This is a genomic window from Treponema bryantii, assembly GCF_900113965.1.
Lineage (GTDB): Bacteria > Spirochaetota > Spirochaetia > Treponematales > Treponemataceae > Treponema_D > Treponema_D bryantii_A.
The window spans coordinates 1-19,725 of the sequence record NZ_FORI01000012.1 but is presented as its reverse complement, the minus strand read 5'-3'; the positions used below and the strand labels follow the sequence as shown (position 1 = coordinate 19,725).

Sequence of the window (19,725 nt, the reverse complement as noted above, 5' to 3'; positions counted from 1 at the left end):
CTACAATATTCTATGAGGGTGTTATGAAAAAACGAATTTTAAAAATCAGTTTAGCAATTCTTGTTATTTTAATTCTTGCTGGCCTCTGGATTGGAATGCTGGCCGCTTACAAATCAAACTTCTGTAAACGATTCACAACTTATGAGCCTAAAAAACTTTATATTGAAGACTACACAGGCCTTTCCAGAACAAGATATCAGTTTAAATCTAATAAAGGTCAGACTCTTACAGGCTATCTTTACAAAATCGGAAACGACACAAAAAAAGGAATAGTTGTTGTTGCTCACGGATTCAGTGGTGGCGGACATAATTCTTACATGGATTGTATTAATCATTTTGCAAAGAACGGATATTTTGTTTTTGCTTATGACGCAACCGGTAATGATGAAAGTGAAGGCTTAGGCAAAGATGGAATTGTAGGCGGAATGCCGCAGGGTGTAATCGACCTTGATCATGCAATTTCATTTATTGAAGACAGCGGTAATTTTCCGGTTCTTCCGATTATGCTTTTTGGACACAGCTGGGGTGGATTCAGTGTAAGCAGTGTGCTTGCCTATCATCCTGAGGTAAAGGCTGTTGCAGAGGTTGCAGGCTTTAATACTTCGGTTGGAATGTTCGAAGCCGGTGGAAAAAAAGTTGCAGGCGGTGCTGTAAAACTGTTCCTTCCGTTCTATGTTGTTTTTGAAGCTGCAAAATATGGAAAGTATGCTTTTGCCAGCGGTGTTAAAGGCTTTAAATCATCAGACGCAAAAATAATGGTAATTCACAGTAAGAATGATACAACCGTGCCTCCTTCTTACGGTTATAATATTTACTACAAAAAGTTTAAGGACAATCCGCGTTTTACTTTTGTGCTTTCTGAGGATAAGGGACATTCATTTATTCTGCGTTCACAAAAAGGAATTGATTATATAAATGATTTTAATGAAAAGTTTGATGAGTATTTTTCAAGCCTTGATTATGATTATAAAGACAAGAAAAATCAGGAACGCTTTATAAAAGAAAAAGCTGAATATCTGAATAAAAATATTGATCGTGAGATCTGGTGTCATACACCAAATGAAGAATTACTTGATCAAATTGTTGCAATGTATGATGAGGTGGCAGAATGAAAATAATTGATTTTTTCGCATACGAAAATAAAGATGCAATCTTAAAACAGCTTGAGAATATGCAGAAAGACTGGAGTGCAATTCCTCTTCTGGTAAAGCTGCTTAAAGAAGGAACTTTCCATTCAACACTTGGAAATGGCACAATGTGGATTCTTGTAGATGATGAAAAGCTTAAAAATGGAGTTCCAACTGTTGCGGCTTTTGCAAACTTCTGTGATATTGATGAAATTGATACTGATCTTCATCCATGGATTGGTTTTGTGTTCACAGTTGCAGCTTACCGTGGCCGCCGCCTGATGGGGCAGATTATTGAACACTGTATGAAGCTTGCAGTTACAGCGTATCCGGACTCAGAATATGTTTATATTTCAACCGGTGAAACTGGCCTTTACGAAAAATATGGTTTTACGTACTGGCAGCAAATGACCAGCCGCTGGAACGGAAAAACCAGAGTTTATCGCAGAAAAATTGAAAGATAAATGTATTCGACGATTATGAAAAAAATATTTGTATTATTTGTTTCTTTGTGCAGTCTGAGTTTTACCGTTACTGCGCAGGAAGCAGAAGAAGAAACTACAGTAGTGGAAAATGCAACTGAGACTCCGGCGGTAATAAAGGATTTTCAAAATCATATTATTCCAGCATTCAGTTTTCAGACTTTGCAGTTGGAACAGAAGGATTTTATTCTCTCGCCATCACTGAATCTTCAGTATATGAGAATAAAGAACCCTGGAGTAGTTTCTTCTCAACCAGATTCAATTGCAATTGGAGCTGGTTATTCAATGGATTATTTTACTGCAGGACTTATGTCAGAAAATATCCGAAGGCTTCATAATGCAAACGTTCTCGGTTCTGTAGGATTTGGAAAAAATACAATTGCCTGTATGGTTGCTTCTGGAAGTGAGATTCCTTTTTCGAGCATTCAGTCTGTTACAGGAGCGCTTTTTTATACCAGACAGTTTGTAAAAAAAGAAAATGTTTCTTTTTTACTTGGAGGTGGAATTATAGTAGGGGATTTTGGATTTAAGATTAAGGATTTCCCGATTTATGTAGTTGCAATTCCAATGTTCAGCTTTAACTATAATAACAAAATCTTCTCCAGCACAATTTCTATACTTGGTCTACCATCTTTGCAGCTTACACTTTTTCCAAAATCAATTGTTCATGTAAAAGGTAGCTGTGGAATTGCAGGCTTTTCTTCAATCAGAGATCTTACTTTTGACTGTGCTCTTGTTTATTATCCGTTTAAGAATACTAAGGCAAATGAGCTTGTTTATGTTGCTGCGGGTGTTATGAATAAATCTGCTTCAACAATACTTCTTGATAAAACAAAAATTAGATATCAGTATTATTCTGCCTATGGAGAAATCAGTGCAACGTTTATAACACTTAAAGGCGGATATAATTTTGATGGAAAAAAATACGTGAACTCAACTGAAGCCGGAGATATGTACAAAGGACTGTTTGCTTCTGTTCAGGCAATGTTTATGTTTTAATGCTTTTTGATAAAGGATGATTTGATGAATCGTAATAAATTTTTGTGGACCTTCCGTTATTCACTTATTAATGTTACTTATTTTGCAGCCTTCTGTACGGTTCACGCTTATGCGGCCGTTTATCTTCTGGCAAATGGCTTTACAAATACACAGGTTGGAATTTTACTTGCGCTTGCAAATATTATTTCTGCAGTTTTTCAGCCAGTTATAGCAGGAGTAATTGATAAGCCGGGACCGCTTACAAACCGACGTTTTATTTTATTTTCGGTTGTAATGATTCTTGCAGGTTCGGTTGCGCTTTTGTTCTTCCATCAGAATAAAGTGTTTATTTTTATTGTTTATGCATTGATTTATCTGATTCAGTTTTCATACCAGCCGGTAATTCTTGCCCTTTGTTTTGAATATCAGAAAGCAGGCTGTCCAATTTATTTTGGACTTGCCCGTGGACTTGGTTCTGCAAGCTTTGCCGTGACTTCTGCATTCGTGGGCGGCTTTGTTGCAAAGAGCGGAGTAAATGTTCTGCTTTATGTAAACATTGCTTCTATGATTCTTTCTGCGCTGATTGTTTTTACGTTTAAGAAGCCGAAGGAAATTGATGCTGCTGGGGAGAATGACGGCGCGGGTTCTCAAAATTCACAAGGGGCGCAGCCTGAAAAGGTTGCCGTAGCTCATAATAAGATTTCTGATTTTGCCAGAACATACCCGGCTTTTATGCTTTTCCTTGTTGGAACAATCTGCTTTTTCTTTGCCCATAACATGATAAATGATTTTATGATTCAGATTATCAGAGGTCTTGGAGGCGGGGAGAAGGAGCTTGGTTATTCGAACTTTCTTCAGGCAATTCTTGAACTTCCGGTTATGGCTTTAATTGGCTTTGTTCTTAAAAAGATTGCTTCAAGATGGATGCTCGTTTTCTCGGGTGCGGCCTTCTTTGTAAAAATGGTTGTACTGATGGCGGCCGGAAACCTTGCCGTTTATTACTTCAGCCAGTCGTTCCAGCTTTTTGCCTACGCCGTATTCGTTCCGGCCGCCGCTTATTATGTAAGCGAGACCATGGAAGAACTTGATCAGGTAAAAGGTCAGGCATATATAACAAGTGCAATTACAATCGGCGGTGTATTTTCAAACCTCATCAGCGGTGTGATTCTTGATCAGCTTGGAATTAATCCAATGCTTTTGACAGGAACAATCGTTTGTGGAGTAGGTGTGATAATTGCCTTTGTTGCCATGAAAAAACTTCCGCATAATACACAAAAAATATAGAATGTGATATACTAGTATGCATGAAAAACTTTCTTGACGACAATTTTATTTTACAGAGCGAACCTGCTCAGATTTTATATCATAAATATGCAGAAAATCAGCCGATTTTCGATTTCCATAATCATTTAAGCCCACAGGAGATTTTTGAGAATAAGCCTCTCGGAAATCTCGCAAATGCATGGCTCGACCACGATCATTATAAGTGGCGTGCAATGCGTGCTGCCGGGGTTGATGAAGCTCTTATTACAGGCCACATCCGCAAAGACGGCACCGTAAAATCAGATGCTGAGCGTGGCGGCGCCGCTGCCGTAGAAAAAGCCGACTACGAGCGTTATCTCGCCTTTGTTCGAACCTTGCAGCTCTGCCCGGGAAATCCGTTATATCACTGGAGCCATCTTGAGCTTGCCCGCTACTTTGGAATTACCGAACCTGTTACAGAGGCAAATGCACGCGAGGTCTGGGATAAATGTAATGCGCTTTTAGCAAAGAGTGAGTATGCGCCTCGCGGTTTACTTGCTAAACTCGGTGTACGCGAACTGTGTACAACCGATGACCCCTTAGATAGTCTTGAGTGGCATAAGAAAATTGCCGCATCGGTGGTTGAGCCTGCGGTCCCTGAGCCTGGTCGAAGGGTCGAAACCACTGCCGCCGGCCTGCGCGTTCGCCCTTCGTTCCGCCCAGACATTCCATTGTCGCCGGACAGTCCTGCCTTTGCAGATTATATCAGCCGCCTTCAGAAGGTTGACGGCACAAAGTTCCAGTCTGTGTCTGATATGATTTCAGCGCTCGGCCGCCGTATGGACTTTTTCAAAGAGAACGGTTCGGTTGTAAGTGATCATTCTCTTGAAGGAGATTTCTACCTGCCGGCCAGCTATGATGACGTAAACTACATTTTTGAAAAGGCGTGGATTGGAAAAAAACTCAGCCACGACGAAATTGCAAAATATAAGGGCTGGGTGCTGGTGGAACTCGGAAAACTGTATGCTCAGAAGGGCTTTGTAATGCAGATACACATTGGTGCTCTTCGTGACAACAACGCCGCAATGCTTGAGGCTGCCGGAAAGAATATTGGTGAAGACAGCCTGAATGACTTTAATTTTGCACCGCAGCTTGGCGCAGTGCTTAACGCGATTTACAGTGCAGCACCACAGGCCCGCACAATCCTCTACAATCTCAATCCTAAAGATAACGAAGCCCTTGCTACAATGGCGGCTAATTTCCGTAACTGTCAGTTCGGACCAGCCTGGTGGTTCAATGATCATAAAGATGGAATTGAAGAACAGATTAGAGTTTATGCACGTACAGCACCGCTTGGCACATATGTGGGCATGCTCACAGACAGCCGTAGTTTCCTCTCATACCCGAGACACGAATACTTCCGCCGTATACTCTGCAACTACATCGGCGGCCTTGTAGAAGCCGGCGAGTTCCCGTGGCATGAAGAGAGCCTCGGCCATCTGGTGGCTGCGGTTTGTTATGAGAACTCAGTTAAATTCTTTCTGAATTAACGTTATTGTGAATAAGTTGTCGTCATTGCGAGCGCAGCGAAGCAATCCATTTAATAGATTGCTTCGTCGTTTCACTCCTCGCAATGACGGGGTTCTTGAAACTTCCTCTCATTTCTTCCATAATTAACCTATGAAGAAAATTGAGATTCTAGATTCGACATTACGCGACGGTGCTCAGGGCGAAGGTATTAGTTTTTCTGTTCAGGACAAGCTTCACATTTGTCATGAGCTCGACGAGCTTGGTGTTACTTACATTGAGGCAGGAAATCCCGGGTCGAATCCTAAGGATATGGAGTTCTTTAAGGCAGCTGCCGCTGTTCAGTTTAAGAACGCTCAGGTTTGTGCCTTCGGTTCAACACGCCGTAAAAACTGCAAATGCGAAGATGACGCAAATCTCAAAAGTCTTCTTTCTGCCGAAACAAAAACTGTTGTTATTTTCGGTAAGTCCTGGACTTTTCAGGTAACAGATATTCTCAAAACAACTCCAGAAGAAAATCTCAAGATGATCCGCGAATCGTGCGAGTACCTTGTTGCAAACGGCCGCAAGGTTATTTACGATGCAGAACATTTCTTTACAGCCTACGAAGAAGACAAAGACTATGCTCTTGAAACCTTAAAGGCTGCCGTTGAAGGTGGCGCTACTGTACTTTGTCTCTGCGAAACAAAAGGCGGCTTTATGATTGACGAATGTCGCCGTGCCGTAGCTGAGGTTGTAAAACTTTATGGAAAAAAAGTGACCGTAGGTATTCATACTCACAACGACTGCGGACTTGCTGTTGCCAATTCTCTTGTTGCTGTAAAAGAAGGTGCTACTCATGTTCAGGGAGTTCTTCTTGGCTTTGGTGAACGTACGGGTAACGCAAATCTTTCTACAATCATTCCAAATCTTCAGATAAAAATGGGCTATCAGGTTATTCCTGAAGAGAGCATGACAAATCTTACTGCAATCTGTAAACGTGTTGCAGAACTCACAAATATCCGTGTAAATCCTCAGTCGCCTTATGTTGGAAAAGATGCTTTTGCACACAAGGCTGGAATGCACATTGACGCCGTTCTCAAAAACCCTTTTGCCTACGAGCATATCACGCCAGAAACTGTTGGTAACACCCGCGTATTCCTTATGAGCGAAGTTGCCGGCCGCAGTATGATTCTTGAGAAGATTCGCCGTTTTGTGCCGGACGTTAAGCGCAATGATCCTATTGTCAGCGACCTTATGACAAAGGTAAAAGAACTCGAGTCTGCGGGTTATCAGTTTGAAGGTGCCGACGGAAGTTTTGAGCTCCTGGTAAAAAAGATGCTCGGACAGTACAAGCCGTTCTTTAAGCTTCACTACTATCAGACAACAGGTTCAAATCCGCGTCCGGAAGAGGGCGTTTGCTGTTGTGCTCAGATTAAGGTTGAAGTAGACGGAAATTTTGAAATTACAGCGGGTGAGGGAGACGGTCCTGTCAACGCTCTTGATATTGCGCTTCGTAAAGCGCTCGAAAAGTTTTATCCGGTGGTTTCTAATTTCAGACTGGTGGATTATAAGGTACGTGTATTGGATAGTAAGTCAGCAACTGCTGCCCGTGTACGTGTAATCATAGAATCAACCGACGGGCAGAGCAGCTGGACTACAGTGGGCGTATCTTCCGACGTAATTGAAGCGTCATGGATCGCCCTTGTAGATTCATTTGAATTAAAACTCAGCAAGTAACATATCAATATTATCGCTTACAACTTTCTTAAGTGCGTCGTGTTCAACGGCAGTAGGGAAGTTGCGCCATTCAATGTATTTTGCCTTTGGAAGAATTTCAGTAACAGGTTTTCCGGTTGGGTTATGAATATTATCAATGATAAGGTCATAGCCTGCTTTCTTTGCTTCAAGAAGTTCTTCTGCGCTTACTGGTCCTGGTCCGAAAACACCAACGATATCTAGACCAAGTTCCTTTGCAAGATATGTCTGATTCTTGTTGCACAGTACCTTCTTTTTATTGAGCTTCTTTTTCAAAGCCTTTTTCTGGCCGTCTTTTACAAGCTTTTCATATTCAGCAAAACGAACCTTCTGAATCTCTTCTGTTCCAAGAGCTTGAGCAATTTTCAAAGTAGATTCTTTTACTGTCGCAAGAGAGTTATCAAGAACAACCTGAACGCTAACTCCTTTGTTTGGAACCTTGTCGCCAAGAGTCTTCATCATGCGTTCAAAACCAGCGTAAATGAAAACTTCAGAATCAGAAATCTTCTGAACATCGCTTACAGTAATTTCGTACTCCGGTGGATGGCGGAGATTTACAGGGGCAATGCTTTCAACTTCATCAGCACCGGCAATGTCTGCAAAGGCAGCGGCCCATGAAGTAGAAGCAACAACTTTCTTTGGTGCAGCCCAGGCAGAATTAAAAAGCGCAAGAGCAGCGAAAAGGGCAATAGTGATTTTAGAGATTTTTTTCATTTAAAAATCCTTCCTATAAAAAATAATATTCCGGCAAGAACTGCAATAGTTCCAGCTGGTGGAAAATCTGCGGCAACAGCTATGACATAGCCTGCAACCGAGAGTAAGAAACCTGTTATACAGCTTCCGATAAACAGCGAGCGGATTCCGTTGTGATTCAGTTTTTTGAGGAACGGTGCAGCACACATTACCGGAAGAATTAAAAGAGAGTCAATCAGAAAAGCACCGAGCAGCTTCATTGCAATTGCAACTACAGATGCAATCATAATTACCATTATGGTGTTGTGAAGCCTTACGTGAATTCCAAGACTCATAGAAATCTCTTTGCTGAAAAAGAGGTTTTTAATATTTCTGAAATTTAAGATGACGTATAAGAGGAGCACGAGGGCAAGAACGCCAAGCGCTGTGATGTCCAGATAGCTTAAAGCAAACGGACTTCCCCATAAAAGGTCGAGAGTATCTTTTGCAGGAACGTCTGCTACGTGCATAATCAGTGAGGCAAGGGCCATACTTAAAACCATTGTGGCTGCGCTGGTGCCGCCAAAGTTTCTGCCTTCGCCGCTTCCTGTCATCATAATCATCATAAAAACCAGAAGTAAGTTTACAGTGATTGTTACCGGAAGGAGGGGAACGTTCATTGCCATTGCAATTGCTCCACCAAGAATTACTCCGTGCATCAGCATGTAGCGCATTGGAACGAGGTTCAGTCTCAGTACCATAACTCCGCAGAGCGGGAAAACAGCTCCGCTTATGCTCATGGCAATAAAGCCTTTCATAACCGGTGCGAGAGAGAAAAGGAGTGCGAGTCTTTCGAGTTTATCCAAGATTAAGTACCTCCCACTTCTTAAGAGATGTAAGTTCTTTATCGTGAGTTACCATTATGATGGTAGGGATTTCTGAGATGGAAAGAGATGCAAGAATCTCAACCACCATGCGGCGGTTATCTTTATCGAGGTTTGCAGTTGGTTCATCCAGAAGAAGCAGCCGTGCTTTTTGTGCAAGACAGCGTGCAAGAGAAACTTTCTGTTTTTCGCCGCCGCTGAGTACTGAAAATTTTCTGCCTTCCAGATGTGCACAGCCGGTACGAGACATTGCCTCTTCTACAAGCTCGCGGCGGCTTGCCCGTGTTGTTTTACCGCTTATTCCAAGCCCAACAACTTCACCGGCAGTAAGGTCAAAACTCTGTTCTTCCTGCAGTTCCGAAAGCTGTGGAATGTAGCCAATTGTGTATTTTGGAAGCTTGTCTACAGGCATTCCGTCAATCAGAACGCTGCCGCCATCAGCCTTGTAAATTCCGCAAATCAGGCGGAGAAGGGTGGTTTTACCAGTTCCGTTCTCGCCAAGAATCATAAGACGTCCGCCGGCCGGAACTTCAAGATTCAAACCGTCAATTTTTCCATATTTATATGAAAGATTTTGAATGCTTACAGGAACGCCCAGTACAAGCTTTGCCCTCTGGCGCAGCAGATAGTACATTTCATCTGAATCTGTAAGATTTTCCAGCTGACTTTCGGTCTGGCACATAAGGCGGTCTACCAGAGTGTCATAGGTGAGTTTTCCTTCACCAAGAGTTTTTGAGGTATAATCAACCGCAAGTTTACTTACAAGCTCCCCGTGAATCTGAAGCACTCCCAGTCGAATCAATAAAACAGCCGCTGCCTTACCGATAGCACTGTCCCAGGCACGTAAATTGTTGCGCGGCCCGTTATAAGTCTTCAAAAAATCCTCAAATTCGAAAATCGGATGCAGCCACTTGCTTTCACTGTAGAAAATTTGTGTATCGCCATCAAAAACTTTAAGCATAAATATAGAATAACATGAACATTATTAAATGACAAATAACAATTCCTATGATAAAATTGTATAAAACAATACTAAAAGGAAAGTTTATGGGTTCGTATATCAAAAAAAATGGTCTGCTTTATTCTGAAGACATGCATACTGTAATTGGCGTAGATGATACATCAACAGATTTTACCGGTCGCATTCCGTTTGGAGCGCATAGAATAGAAGATGATGTTTTTTCAGATTGTCCTTATGAGTCCATCTCTCTGCCAGACTCTGTTACAGAAATTGGCAGCTGTCTTTTTGAGAATTCTAAATCACTTGAAAAGGTAAAACTCTCTTCTGGAATTACAGAACTTCCTCCATATCTTTTTTCTGGTTGTTCTGCACTCACAAAGGTTACTCTTCCTACTGGCATTTCTTCTTTCCCGGAAGGTCTTTTTAAGGACTGCGAATCTTTGCCAGATATTCCTTTCAGAGCCGGAATCACTGTTTTGCCGGAAAGTGTTTTTGAAGGCTGTCGTTCCCTTAAATCACTTGTAATTCCTAATACTGTAAAACGAATTGAATCTAAGGCAGTTGCCGGCTGTACTGCGCTCGAAAGTGTAGTTTTCCCATCAAGCCTTGAATATCTTGCTCCAGATGCTTTTGAAGGCTGTACTGCTTTGCATAATATCCGTGTTGACGGAGAGGGCGGCCTTTTCTATGTTGGAGAAGACGACGGCTATCTTTGGGAAGCCGCAGATGAAGGAGACAGAGTAGTTCTTAAAACTAATGCCGGAAAGGGCAGTTCTGTTTCTTTCTATAAAGATAATGTGGATGATATTTCTGCTGGTCTTTCAGAAAATGATGAAGAAGAAGTAGAAGAAGATGATACATTCAGCGCAGAAATTGGTGCTTCAGATGAAGAAGCAGTATTCATGCAGGTAACTACTCCAGAACCGGTATTTGATTCAAAGCCGGAAGAACCTGCTGCTACAAATGTAATTAATAAGGATAGCGCCGTTGATTCAATGCTCGCAGATATTATGGGCGATGAAAAAGAGCGCAATACTATGTCTGAAGAGGTTGCTGTCAGCGAACAGGAAACTGCCGTTCTTTCAGAAGCTATGTCTGTAATGTCTGATTCAACTCAGGGCAGTACAAGTGCTGCTATTACAGATTCTGAACTCGAAAAGCTTTTTGCTAAGAACGAAGAGTCTGAGCTTGCAACCCACAATGCTGATAATCCGGATGTTCTCGACAGTAAGGCGCAGATCCTTACAGACTCTGTTGAGCTGAGCGCAATATTTAATTGTGAGCCGGCAGGTGAATTTCCAGATGATCCTGAGCTTTATGTAATTGCAGAAAAACTTGCAAAAGACGAAAACGGAAAAGATAATTTCAGCTCAAAGCTTATTGCCTGCTGTCAGACTTTTGCCAGAATTCAGGACTATAAGAGAATAATTATGCTTTATGGACTCCCTCTCGACAATGATGAGTTTGCGGAGTTCTTCAGACATTTTATCTCTAAGAAGAATGTAATTCTTGCCTGTGAAGCAGAATCGCCTGCAACTCTTTCTGATTTTGGTAAGACTATCTGCGATTATGCAAGAATCAGTCTCAAAAAAGATGAACTTGTTGAGCAGCGCCGAACCGCACTCTTAAAGACTAAAACACTCGTAAAACTTGTCATCCGCGACAAATACGAGTAATATACACAAATAATCGTCATTGCGAGGAGCCTGAAAGGCGACGTGGCAATACGAATGGTCAAGGCACGCTTACGCTTAAAGCCTTGACTCATTCGTTTTGCGGCTTGATGATAATTATCAAGCCGCAATCCATTGCTATAGATTGCTTCGCTGCGCTCGCAATGACATAATTTATCGAGGTTTCCAAATGAAAAGTGATAACGCTAAAAAAGGCCTTGCCCGCGCGCCACACCGCTCGTTGTTTTATGCAATGGGCTACACTGATGAAGAATTAGACCGCCCGCTCGTAGGCGTTTGCTGTGCCAAAAATGAAATCATTCCCGGACACATAGAACTTGACCGCATTGCCGAAGCTGTAAAAGCCGGTATCCGCATGGCTGGTGGTACTCCTGTAGAGTTCCCTGCAATCGGTGTTTGTGATGGTATTGCCATGGGCCATGAAGGAATGAAATATTCCCTTGTTACCCGCGAGCTTATTGCTGACTCAATTGAGTGTATGACAAAGGCACATCAGTTTGATGCCCTCGTTATGATTCCTAACTGTGATAAAATTGTTCCTGGTATGCTGATGGCTGCAGCCCGCCTTGACCTTCCAACTGTTTTTGTAAGCGGTGGTCCAATGATGCCTGGTCACTTGCCTGGAGCCGATGCTTCTAACCCTTATGCTGGACGCAATCTTTCTTTAACTGATATGTTTGAAGCTGTCGGTGCTGTTGCATCTGGCCGTATTACTGAAGACCAGCTTCGTGAAATGGAAACTGTTGCATGCCCTGGCTGTGGTGCCTGCTCTGGTATGTTCACAGCTAATAGTATGAACTGCTTGACTGAGTCTATCGGACTTGGTCTTCCTGGAAACGGAACAATTCCTGCTGTAAGCGGACGCCGTATCGCGCTTGCTAAAAAAGCCGGTATGAAGGTAATGGAAATGTTTGAGCGTGGAATTACAGCCCGCAAAATGCTTACAATGAAAAACTTTGAGAACGCCCTTGCTGCCGATATGGCGCTTGGCTGTTCTTCTAATACAATGCTTCACCTTCCTGCAATTGCGCACGAAGCAGGCCTTAGTATTGACCTTCACATGGTTAATGAGATTTCTAACAGAACTCCTAATTTGTGTCACCTTGCTCCTGCCGGTCACACCTTTATGTGCGAACTTGATGATGCGGGTGGTGTACAGGCTGTTCTTGCAGAGCTTGCTAAGAAAAATCTGATTGATACAAGCCTTATGACTGTTACAGGAAAAACTGTGGCAGAAAATATAAAGGGCGTTCGTAACCGCAATCCTGAGGTTTTGCGTCCTATCGAAAATCCTTTCAGCGACAACGGTGGACTTGCAATCCTGTTCGGAAACCTTGCTCCAAATGGAACTGTTGTAAAACGCTCTGCTTGTGCAAAGGAACTTATGAAGCACACTGGTCCAGCCCGCGTATTCAATGACGAAAGCGAAGCAATGGATGCCGTTCAGAACCGCAAAATCAAGAGTGGCGATGTTGTTGTAATCAGATATGAAGGACCTAAAGGCGGACCTGGTATGCGCGAAATGCTCGCTGTAACTGCAGCTCTTGCCGGACAGGGACTCGATAAGGAAGTTGCTTTGATTACAGATGGCCGCTTCTCTGGTGCAACACGCGGTGCTTCTCTTGGACACTGTTCTCCAGAAGCTGCTGTTGGTGGCCCAATCGCGCTGGTAGAAGAGGGCGATAAAATTACTCTCGACATCAACAATTACAAGATTACTCTTGAAGTAAGCGATGAAGAACTCGAACGCCGCCGTGCCGCATGGAAAGCGCCGGAACCAAAGGTTAAAACCGGCTACCTTGCACGTTATGCGAAGTTAGTATCTTCCGCTGACAAAGGCGCAATTCTTGAGTAGACGCTAAAAAATCACTATAATGACCAAATATTCTCATTTATCAGACGGAGCTCAAAATGGCTGCTAACAGTTTGGAAAAAATGCGCAACATTGGAATTATGGCGCATATTGATGCAGGAAAAACTACAACTACAGAACGTATTCTCTATTATACAGGTAAGATTCATAAGATTGGAGAAATTGACGACGGCCAGGCAACAATGGACTGGATGGCTCAGGAACAGGAGCGTGGAATTACAATCTGTTCTGCTGCTACAACAACTTACTGGAAAGATCATCAGATAAATATTATTGATACTCCGGGCCACGTAGACTTCACTGCCGAAGTTGAGCGTTCTCTGCGCGTGCTCGACGGCGCGGTTGCAGTTATCTGTGCGGTAGACGGAGTTCAGCCACAGACAGAAACTGTATGGAAGCAGGCCGACGAGTTCTCTGTTCCTCGCCTCTGTTTTATGAACAAAATGGACCGAATTGGTGCAGACTTCTTTGGTTCAATGGAAGATGTTCACGAAAAGTTCGGTGTAGATTGTCTTGCTCTCCAGATTCCAATTGGAGAAGGTCAGGACTTTGAAGGTGTTATCGACCTTCTTAATATGAAAGAAATCCGCTGGCACGAAGATGATGAAGGCGAAACTTTTGATGTAACTGATGTTGATGCAAGCCGCTTGGATCAGGCAAACGAATGGCGCGAAAAGCTTGTTGAAATGGTTGCTGGAAGCGATGACGCTCTCATGGAGATTTATCTTGAAGGCGGCGAAATCAGCGTAGATCAGCTTAAGGCTGCAATCCGCAAGGGTACAATTGCACGCACTTTCGTCCCATTTGTAATGGGAAGTGCCCGCCATAATCAGGGTGTTCAGCCACTCATTGATGCTGTAATTGATTATCTTCCATCTCCACTCGACATTCCTCCTGCAAAGGGAATCCGTGTTAAGAAAGATACTGAAGAAGAAGTTGATGTTCCATGTGATGTAACAAAAATGCCGCTCGGTCTTGTATTTAAGATTCAGTACGACCGCGAAATGGGACCTTTGTGCTACGTTCGTATGTACTCAGGAAAGATTCAGGCAGGAACTCAGATTTTTAATACAAATAAAAAGAAACGTGAGCGTGTAAACCGCATTTTGCGTATGCATGCAAACAAGAGTGAGCCATGCGATTCAGTAAGTGCAGGTGACATCGCCGTATTTATTGGTCTTAAGCTTGCTCAGACAGGTGATTCAATTGGTAGCGAAGCATTCCCTGTATTGCTCGAACAGCCAAAGTTCCCTCAGCCGGTAATTTCTGTTGCCCTTGAGCCGGAAAGCATGAGCGAAAAGGATAAGATGAACGAAACTCTCGAAATCCTGTCGCGCGAAGACCCAACCTTCACAAGCCATGAAGATGCAGAAACTGGTCAGCTGATTATTTCTGGTATGGGTGAGCTCCATCTGGACGTTCTTGTTACCCGTATGCGTGATGATTTTGGCGTAAAGTGTAACGTAGGTGCTCCTCAGGTAACTTACCGCGAGTCTGTAAGCGGCAGCGCCGAAGCTACAGAAGAATTCAGCCGCGTGCTTGCCGGAAAAGAAAATACAGCTGGTCTTACAATTACAGTTGAACAGAGAGAGCAGGGCAGTGGTAACTCCTTTGAAATTACCTGCCGCCATGCCGAAGTTCCTGATGAAATTATCGAATCAATTAAGAACGGATTTATGTCTGCACTTAATTCTGGAATCAGATATGGTTACCCATGTACAGATGTTGGTGTAAAGGTTACCGCAATTAAATATGATGAGCTTACTTCATCTACTTTTGCCTTTGAGGCTTGTGCAGCACAGGTATTCGATAAGGCCTGCACTGCAGCAAATCCTGTAATTCTTGAACCGGTTATGAACGTTGACATTTCTTGTCCAAAAGAGTTCGTAGGGCCTGCTTCCAGTCAGCTCAGCCAGCGCGGCGGAAACATAATGGGCCAGGATTCTAAAACTACAGGCGAAATCATTCACGCCCAGGCTCCAATGGCAAACATGTTCGGCTTTACAACAAACCTTCGTTCAGCAACCCAGGGCCGCGCAAGCTTCTCAATGGAGTTCAGCCACTTCCAGCTTAAGGTTGGCGGGTTAGGATAATATCAGATTAAATGAAAAAGGGCTGCCTGATAAGTTTAATCTTATCGGGCAGCCCTTTTTTTTGTTCAGGCATTTCTTTTATTTTGTAATTGTGACTTCTGAAATTTCGAAAGTTTCGCCTGGGATTCCGTTTTTATCAATTGCTCGGATATAAATTGTCCCGTTTGATTTTGCGAAATCATCCTTAAATGAAAATTCGCTCCATCTAAGTCCTATATTTGCCCAGAAAATCTTTTTGTCTTTGAAGATTTGATATAAGTTGTCGTAATGAATATTTGGTTCAAAGTCACTGTTTGGACTAAACTGAATTTCGTTAAAGTTCTTGCCTGAGTTATCAATCTTGAAAATAATAAAATCAGACTCTGTGTTTAAGCTTAGGGAGTTGATTTCGTAAGCTTCTTTAGTGGCTTCGTATGAATCCATGTTCACATTGCTGGTAAAACAAGCGTCAATAACTGAAGGTGCAGGATTTATATTTTTAGCTTTAGTATTTGATTTTCCTGAGAGGGTAAGTGTCATGATTGTTGCAGCGAACAATACCATTAATAATTTTTTCATAGTTTTCTTCTCCTTTTCTTTTCTATAACAAGATAATTTTAGGATATACTATACAAAAATAAAAGTAAAGATTCTGTCGATCACCGATAAGAAATTAATCATTTTTTTAATTTTTCTGCATTTTATATATTGACACGAAATCATAAAATCTATATATTAAATATCACATTCCGCGCGGGGGTGGTGGAATTGGTAGACACGCAAGCTTGAGGTGCTTGTGACGTTAGTCGTGGCCGTTCAAGTCGGCTCCTCCGCAAAGGCTTCCTGAATAAGGAAGCCTTTTTTATTTAACACGGAGGGGGCGTTACGGGGGTGTCCCCCGTTAGAAGGGGTAGGCCGCAACGAAGTGCGGCCGAGGGGAAGGCTTTCCCCTTCATATCTTTGCCCGAAAAAATTACACTTATAAGAAATTTCTCTGTTGACTTCTGCCTTGGATGTGCTACAATGGTTATAATAATATAACCCTTAAGGAGGCCACATAAAATGGCAAAGGTAGAACTTAAAGGTATTGGTAAGGTTTACGACGGCGGTGTTCGTGCTGTAAACAATGCTAATATCACTATTGAAGACAAGGAATTCTGCGTATTCGTAGGTCCTTCTGGATGCGGTAAGTCAACAACTCTCCGTATGATCGCTGGTTTGGAAGATATTACTGAAGGTAAGCTCTTCATCGATGGCGTTGAAATGAACGACGTTCCTCCAAAGGATCGTGATATCGCCATGGTATTCCAGAACTACGCTCTTTATCCACATATGACTGTTTATGATAACATGGCATTCGGATTGAAGATTCGTAAGATGGACAAGGCTGAAATTGACCGCCGTGTTCGCGATGCTGCTAAACAGCTCGACCTTACTCAGTATCTCGATCGTAAGCCAAAGGCTCTCTCTGGTGGTCAGCGCCAGCGTGTTGCTGTAGGTCGTGCTATCGTTCGTAATCCTAAGGTATTCTTGTTCGATGAACCTCTTTCTAACCTCGATGCTAAGCTCCGTGTAACAATGCGTTCTGAATTGGCTGCTCTTCACAACAGACTCCAGGCTACAATGATCTACGTAACACACGACCAGATCGAAGCTATGACACTTGGTACAAAGATCGTTGTAATGAAGGACGGAGTTATCCAGCAGATTGGTGCTCCACTTTACCTCTACAACAACCCAATCAACAAGTTCGTTGCAGGCTTCATTGGTACACCTCCAATGAACTTCTTGACTGTAAAGGTTCTTGAGAAGAACGGTAAGATCGTTTGTGATGAAGGTTCTTTCGAAATCAACCCTACAGACGAGCAGGCTAAGAGCTTGAAAGACTATGTTGGTAAGGAAGTTTCATTCGGTATTCGTCCTGAAGACCTTACATACGTTGACAAGCCAGCTGCAAAAGATGATATGCAGATGAAGATTACTAACAAGGAACCACTTGGTGCTGAAACACACTTGTACCTCGTTTCTAACAAGGGACAGTCAATCATCGCTAAGACAACTGCAAATGCTGAATTCCGCCTTGGTGATTCAGTAAACGTTGTTCCTAACATGGAAAAGGCTAAGTTCTTCGCTCTCGACGAAGGCGAGCTCAATATCTGTGATACTATCGAAAAGAAATGGTAATTTAAGTCGCTACGGTGGTTGAGTAGACACGAAGTGTCGTATCGAAACCACCTGTATGAAAGACGTCGTTCCCCGTGGACGACGTCTTTTTTTTATCCAAAAATTTTGTTATTATGTCTTCTATGAATAAACTTTCTGTTGTCTTATATAAAAACCAACCTGCAATTGTAAACGACCGCGACGGCGATAAATATATCATTAAATTCTGTAGTCAGCCTGCAACGGCAAGTGGCAAAAAAGCTGTTTACGGTGAGCAGAAGGTTCGCGAAAAGGATGTGGTTCTTTTACATGAGGGACCTTGTTCTTCTCTGGATAATGTGCTTGGTTTTTCAACAGAAGGTCTGGCGGCTCAGCTTGTAGAAACTTACGAGCTTTTAATGTCTGATGAGTCAACTGCCAGCGAGGCAATTTCTCTTTCTGATTTAGCTGAATATTCTCGTGGTGGATTTAAGGCTGACGAAGCGTGGGCTTTGTATTCGATTGCAGCCGGTGATGTTCATTTTCAGCTTTCGCAGGATGCTTTGAAAAACGGTGAGATTTGTTTTACCCTGCGTTCTGCAGAAGAGATTGAAGCGCTTAATAAAAAACAATACGAAAAAGAGCATGAGTCTGAAATTCGTGCAGCCTTTATTGCGCGTCTTAAATCACGTAAACTTGACCTTCCAGAGGATGCAAAATTCATGGGAGAGGTTGAAGCCTTTGCTCTCTGCAAAACTGATAAGTCTAAGGTGCTCGCCGATGCGGGAGTTCCTCAGACAATTGAAGCCGCTCACAAACTTTTGATTGATACCGGTATCTGGGATTTTACTAAAAATCCGTATCCGACACGTTTTGGGTTCAGCTTTGATTCTGCTAAAGACCAGCTTGGTGCTATGCCGGAAGAAGAGCGTCTTGATGTTCCGGGTGTTGCTTACGCAATAGACAGCGAGCATTCTGCAGACCCTGATGACGCTGTCGCTTTTGACGGCGAGTATTTGTGGGTTCATATTGCAGACCCGGCTTCTTCTGTTGAGCCAGGTTCCAAAATTGATATTGCAGCCCGCGACCGTGGAACTACTTTGTATATTCCTGAGGGAACTTCTCGAATGCTCTGTGAAAGTTGCCTTGAAGATTACGCTCTTGGTCTTAAGGAAGACAGCCATGCTCTGTCTTTTAGAATTAAGCTTGATGATGAAAGCCAGATTGAAGAGTGCCAGGTTTTTAAAACTAACGTAAAGGTAAAGCGTCTTACATATAAATATGCAGAAGAGCATAAGGAAGACGCCGAGTTGAAACCTCTTTTTGAGATAGCCCGCAAAAACAAAGCCCGCCGCGAAAAGAACGGTGCTGTTACAATTCAGATGCCTGAGGTTGATATTTCTGTAGATAAGGAAACAAAGAAAGTAACTATTGAACCTGAGGCGCGTCTTGAGTCAAACGAAATGATTGCGGAACTGATGATTTTGGCCGGGGAGGGTGCTGCCCGCTTTGCTTTTAAAAATCAGATTCCTTTTATGTTTATCAGTCAGGAAGCTCCAGATTTTCCTGATAATCTTCCGGAAGGCTGGGCCGGACAGTTTGCACGAATTAAGTGCATGAGAAAACGTTCTGTTGGAATTACTCCGGCTCCTCATGCTGGACTTGGCGTTTCTTTCTATAGCCAGGTTACTTCACCGCTTCGCCGTTACGGAGATTTGATTTCTCATGAACAGCTTCGCGCCTTTATTGACGGCCGCCATCTTATTGCAAAAGACGATATGCTCGAACGTGTTGCTGCCGGTGACGCCGCATCTATTGCTGCTAAAAAAGCAAGCCGCCAGAGCGATACTCACTGGAAGCTTGTTTATCTTCTTCAAAATCCTGATAGCGAATACGAAGCCTTCTGTATCGACCGCCGTGGAAACGACGCTCTGTTCTTAATTCCTTCTCTAGATATGCAGGCAACCTTGCACAACTGCAGTGATGTTCAGTTGAATGATGCAACCCGCCTGAAAGTTTCGAAAGTAGATATTCCTGAACAAAAAGTGGACTTTAGCCGTATTAAATAATCCCGGTGGTTGAGTAGCCCGAAGGGCGTATCGAAACCACCAGTAACCAAAGTCACTCTTTTTAATAACCTCAGTTACCTCAAACATAACAAAAGTCACCCTAAATGTAACCATTGTCACCGTTGCTTTCTCGAAATTTCCTCCGTATAGTTAAAGTGTACCCGGCCGGATGAAGTGCACCCCAATTATTGGACACTTTAACTAGGCTGATTTTAAGGACTGATTCCTGAATTGTAAAGGGGTCAGTCCTTTTAATTTAACCTTA

Annotated in this window: 15 protein-coding genes and 1 tRNA gene; 12 read left to right on the top strand and 4 right to left on the bottom strand. The window is 42.8% G+C overall.

The window, feature by feature from the left end; all coding sequences use genetic code 11:
- Positions 1 to 23: 23 nt before the first annotated feature.
- The 6 genes from BM161_RS13090 (at position 24) to cimA (ending at position 7,075) form a co-directional block, all read left to right on the top strand.
- Positions 24 to 1,112 (top strand): alpha/beta hydrolase family protein, encoded by a 1,089-nt coding sequence (locus BM161_RS13090; protein ID WP_074933403.1) that lies wholly within the window; start codon positions 24 to 26, stop codon positions 1,110 to 1,112.
- Complete coding sequence (locus BM161_RS13085) at positions 1,109 to 1,591, top strand: GNAT family N-acetyltransferase (RefSeq protein ID WP_074933402.1); 483 nt, start codon at positions 1,109 to 1,111, stop codon at positions 1,589 to 1,591. The genes BM161_RS13090 and BM161_RS13085 overlap by 4 nt, the downstream gene beginning before the upstream one ends.
- 15 nt (positions 1,592 to 1,606) lie before the next feature.
- Positions 1,607 to 2,608, top strand: a complete 1,002-nt coding sequence (locus tag BM161_RS13080; RefSeq protein ID WP_074933401.1) for a hypothetical protein — start codon at positions 1,607 to 1,609, stop codon at positions 2,606 to 2,608.
- A 24-nt stretch (positions 2,609 to 2,632) separates the two neighbouring features.
- Entirely contained in the window at positions 2,633 to 3,871 is a 1,239-nt protein-coding gene (locus BM161_RS13075; protein WP_074933400.1) for an MFS transporter, read from the top strand.
- 20 nt (positions 3,872 to 3,891) lie between these two features.
- Positions 3,892 to 5,379 (top strand): glucuronate isomerase, encoded by a 1,488-nt coding sequence (uxaC, locus tag BM161_RS13070; RefSeq protein ID WP_074933398.1) that lies wholly within the window; start codon positions 3,892 to 3,894, stop codon positions 5,377 to 5,379.
- A 130-nt stretch (positions 5,380 to 5,509) separates the two neighbouring features.
- Entirely contained in the window at positions 5,510 to 7,075 is a 1,566-nt protein-coding gene (gene cimA, locus BM161_RS13065) for a citramalate synthase (RefSeq protein ID WP_074933397.1), read from the top strand.
- On the opposite strand, the gene BM161_RS13060 is transcribed toward cimA, so the two are convergent.
- Genes BM161_RS13060 through BM161_RS13050 form a run of 3 tightly spaced genes read right to left on the bottom strand, consistent with a single transcriptional unit; the run spans position 7,058 to position 9,610 of the window.
- On the bottom strand, positions 7,058 to 7,807 hold the full coding sequence (locus BM161_RS13060) for a metal ABC transporter substrate-binding protein (protein ID WP_074933395.1): 750 nt from the start codon (positions 7,805 to 7,807) through the stop codon (positions 7,058 to 7,060). The two genes, cimA and BM161_RS13060, sit on opposite strands and share 18 nt — an antisense overlap.
- Complete coding sequence (locus BM161_RS13055; RefSeq protein WP_244882856.1) at positions 7,804 to 8,631, bottom strand: metal ABC transporter permease; 828 nt, start codon at positions 8,629 to 8,631, stop codon at positions 7,804 to 7,806. The genes BM161_RS13060 and BM161_RS13055 overlap by 4 nt, the downstream gene beginning before the upstream one ends.
- Positions 8,624 to 9,610 carry an ATP-binding cassette domain-containing protein gene (locus BM161_RS13050; RefSeq protein WP_074933393.1) on the bottom strand — a complete coding sequence of 329 codons (987 nt, stop codon included), beginning with the start codon at positions 9,608 to 9,610 and terminating at the stop codon, positions 8,624 to 8,626. The genes BM161_RS13055 and BM161_RS13050 overlap by 8 nt, the downstream gene beginning before the upstream one ends.
- A gap of 86 nt (positions 9,611 to 9,696) precedes the next feature.
- Between BM161_RS13050 and BM161_RS13045 the strand changes: the two genes are divergently transcribed.
- The 3 genes from BM161_RS13045 to fusA all read left to right on the top strand — a co-directional run bounded on the left by BM161_RS13045 (position 9,697) and on the right by fusA (position 15,270).
- Positions 9,697 to 11,286 carry a leucine-rich repeat domain-containing protein gene (locus tag BM161_RS13045; protein ID WP_074933392.1) on the top strand — a complete coding sequence of 530 codons (1,590 nt, stop codon included), beginning with the start codon at positions 9,697 to 9,699 and terminating at the stop codon, positions 11,284 to 11,286.
- Between the two features lie 187 nt (positions 11,287 to 11,473).
- Positions 11,474 to 13,159: a dihydroxy-acid dehydratase gene (gene ilvD, locus BM161_RS13040; RefSeq protein WP_074933390.1), complete on the top strand. Its 1,686-nt coding sequence runs from the start codon at positions 11,474 to 11,476 to the stop codon at positions 13,157 to 13,159.
- 56 nt (positions 13,160 to 13,215) lie between these two features.
- Positions 13,216 to 15,270 carry an elongation factor G gene (fusA, locus tag BM161_RS13035; protein WP_074933388.1) on the top strand — a complete coding sequence of 685 codons (2,055 nt, stop codon included), beginning with the start codon at positions 13,216 to 13,218 and terminating at the stop codon, positions 15,268 to 15,270.
- A 78-nt stretch (positions 15,271 to 15,348) separates the two neighbouring features.
- On the opposite strand, the gene BM161_RS13030 is transcribed toward fusA, so the two are convergent.
- A complete protein-coding gene (locus BM161_RS13030; RefSeq protein WP_074933387.1) occupies positions 15,349 to 15,828 on the bottom strand; it encodes a hypothetical protein in 480 nt (159 codons plus the stop codon).
- A 174-nt stretch (positions 15,829 to 16,002) separates the two neighbouring features.
- On the opposite strand from BM161_RS13030, the gene BM161_RS13025 reads away from it, so the two are divergent.
- From BM161_RS13025 to BM161_RS13015, 3 genes are all read left to right on the top strand, one after another.
- Positions 16,003 to 16,084, top strand: a tRNA-Leu gene (locus BM161_RS13025).
- A 227-nt stretch (positions 16,085 to 16,311) separates the two neighbouring features.
- The gene (locus BM161_RS13020) at positions 16,312 to 17,433 is read left to right on the top strand and encodes an ABC transporter ATP-binding protein (protein WP_022932068.1); all 1,122 of its coding nucleotides are present in this window, start codon (positions 16,312 to 16,314) and stop codon (positions 17,431 to 17,433) included.
- A gap of 122 nt (positions 17,434 to 17,555) precedes the next feature.
- Complete coding sequence (locus BM161_RS13015) at positions 17,556 to 19,460, top strand: ribonuclease catalytic domain-containing protein (RefSeq protein ID WP_074933516.1); 1,905 nt, start codon at positions 17,556 to 17,558, stop codon at positions 19,458 to 19,460.
- Positions 19,461 to 19,725: the final 265 nt, after the last annotated feature.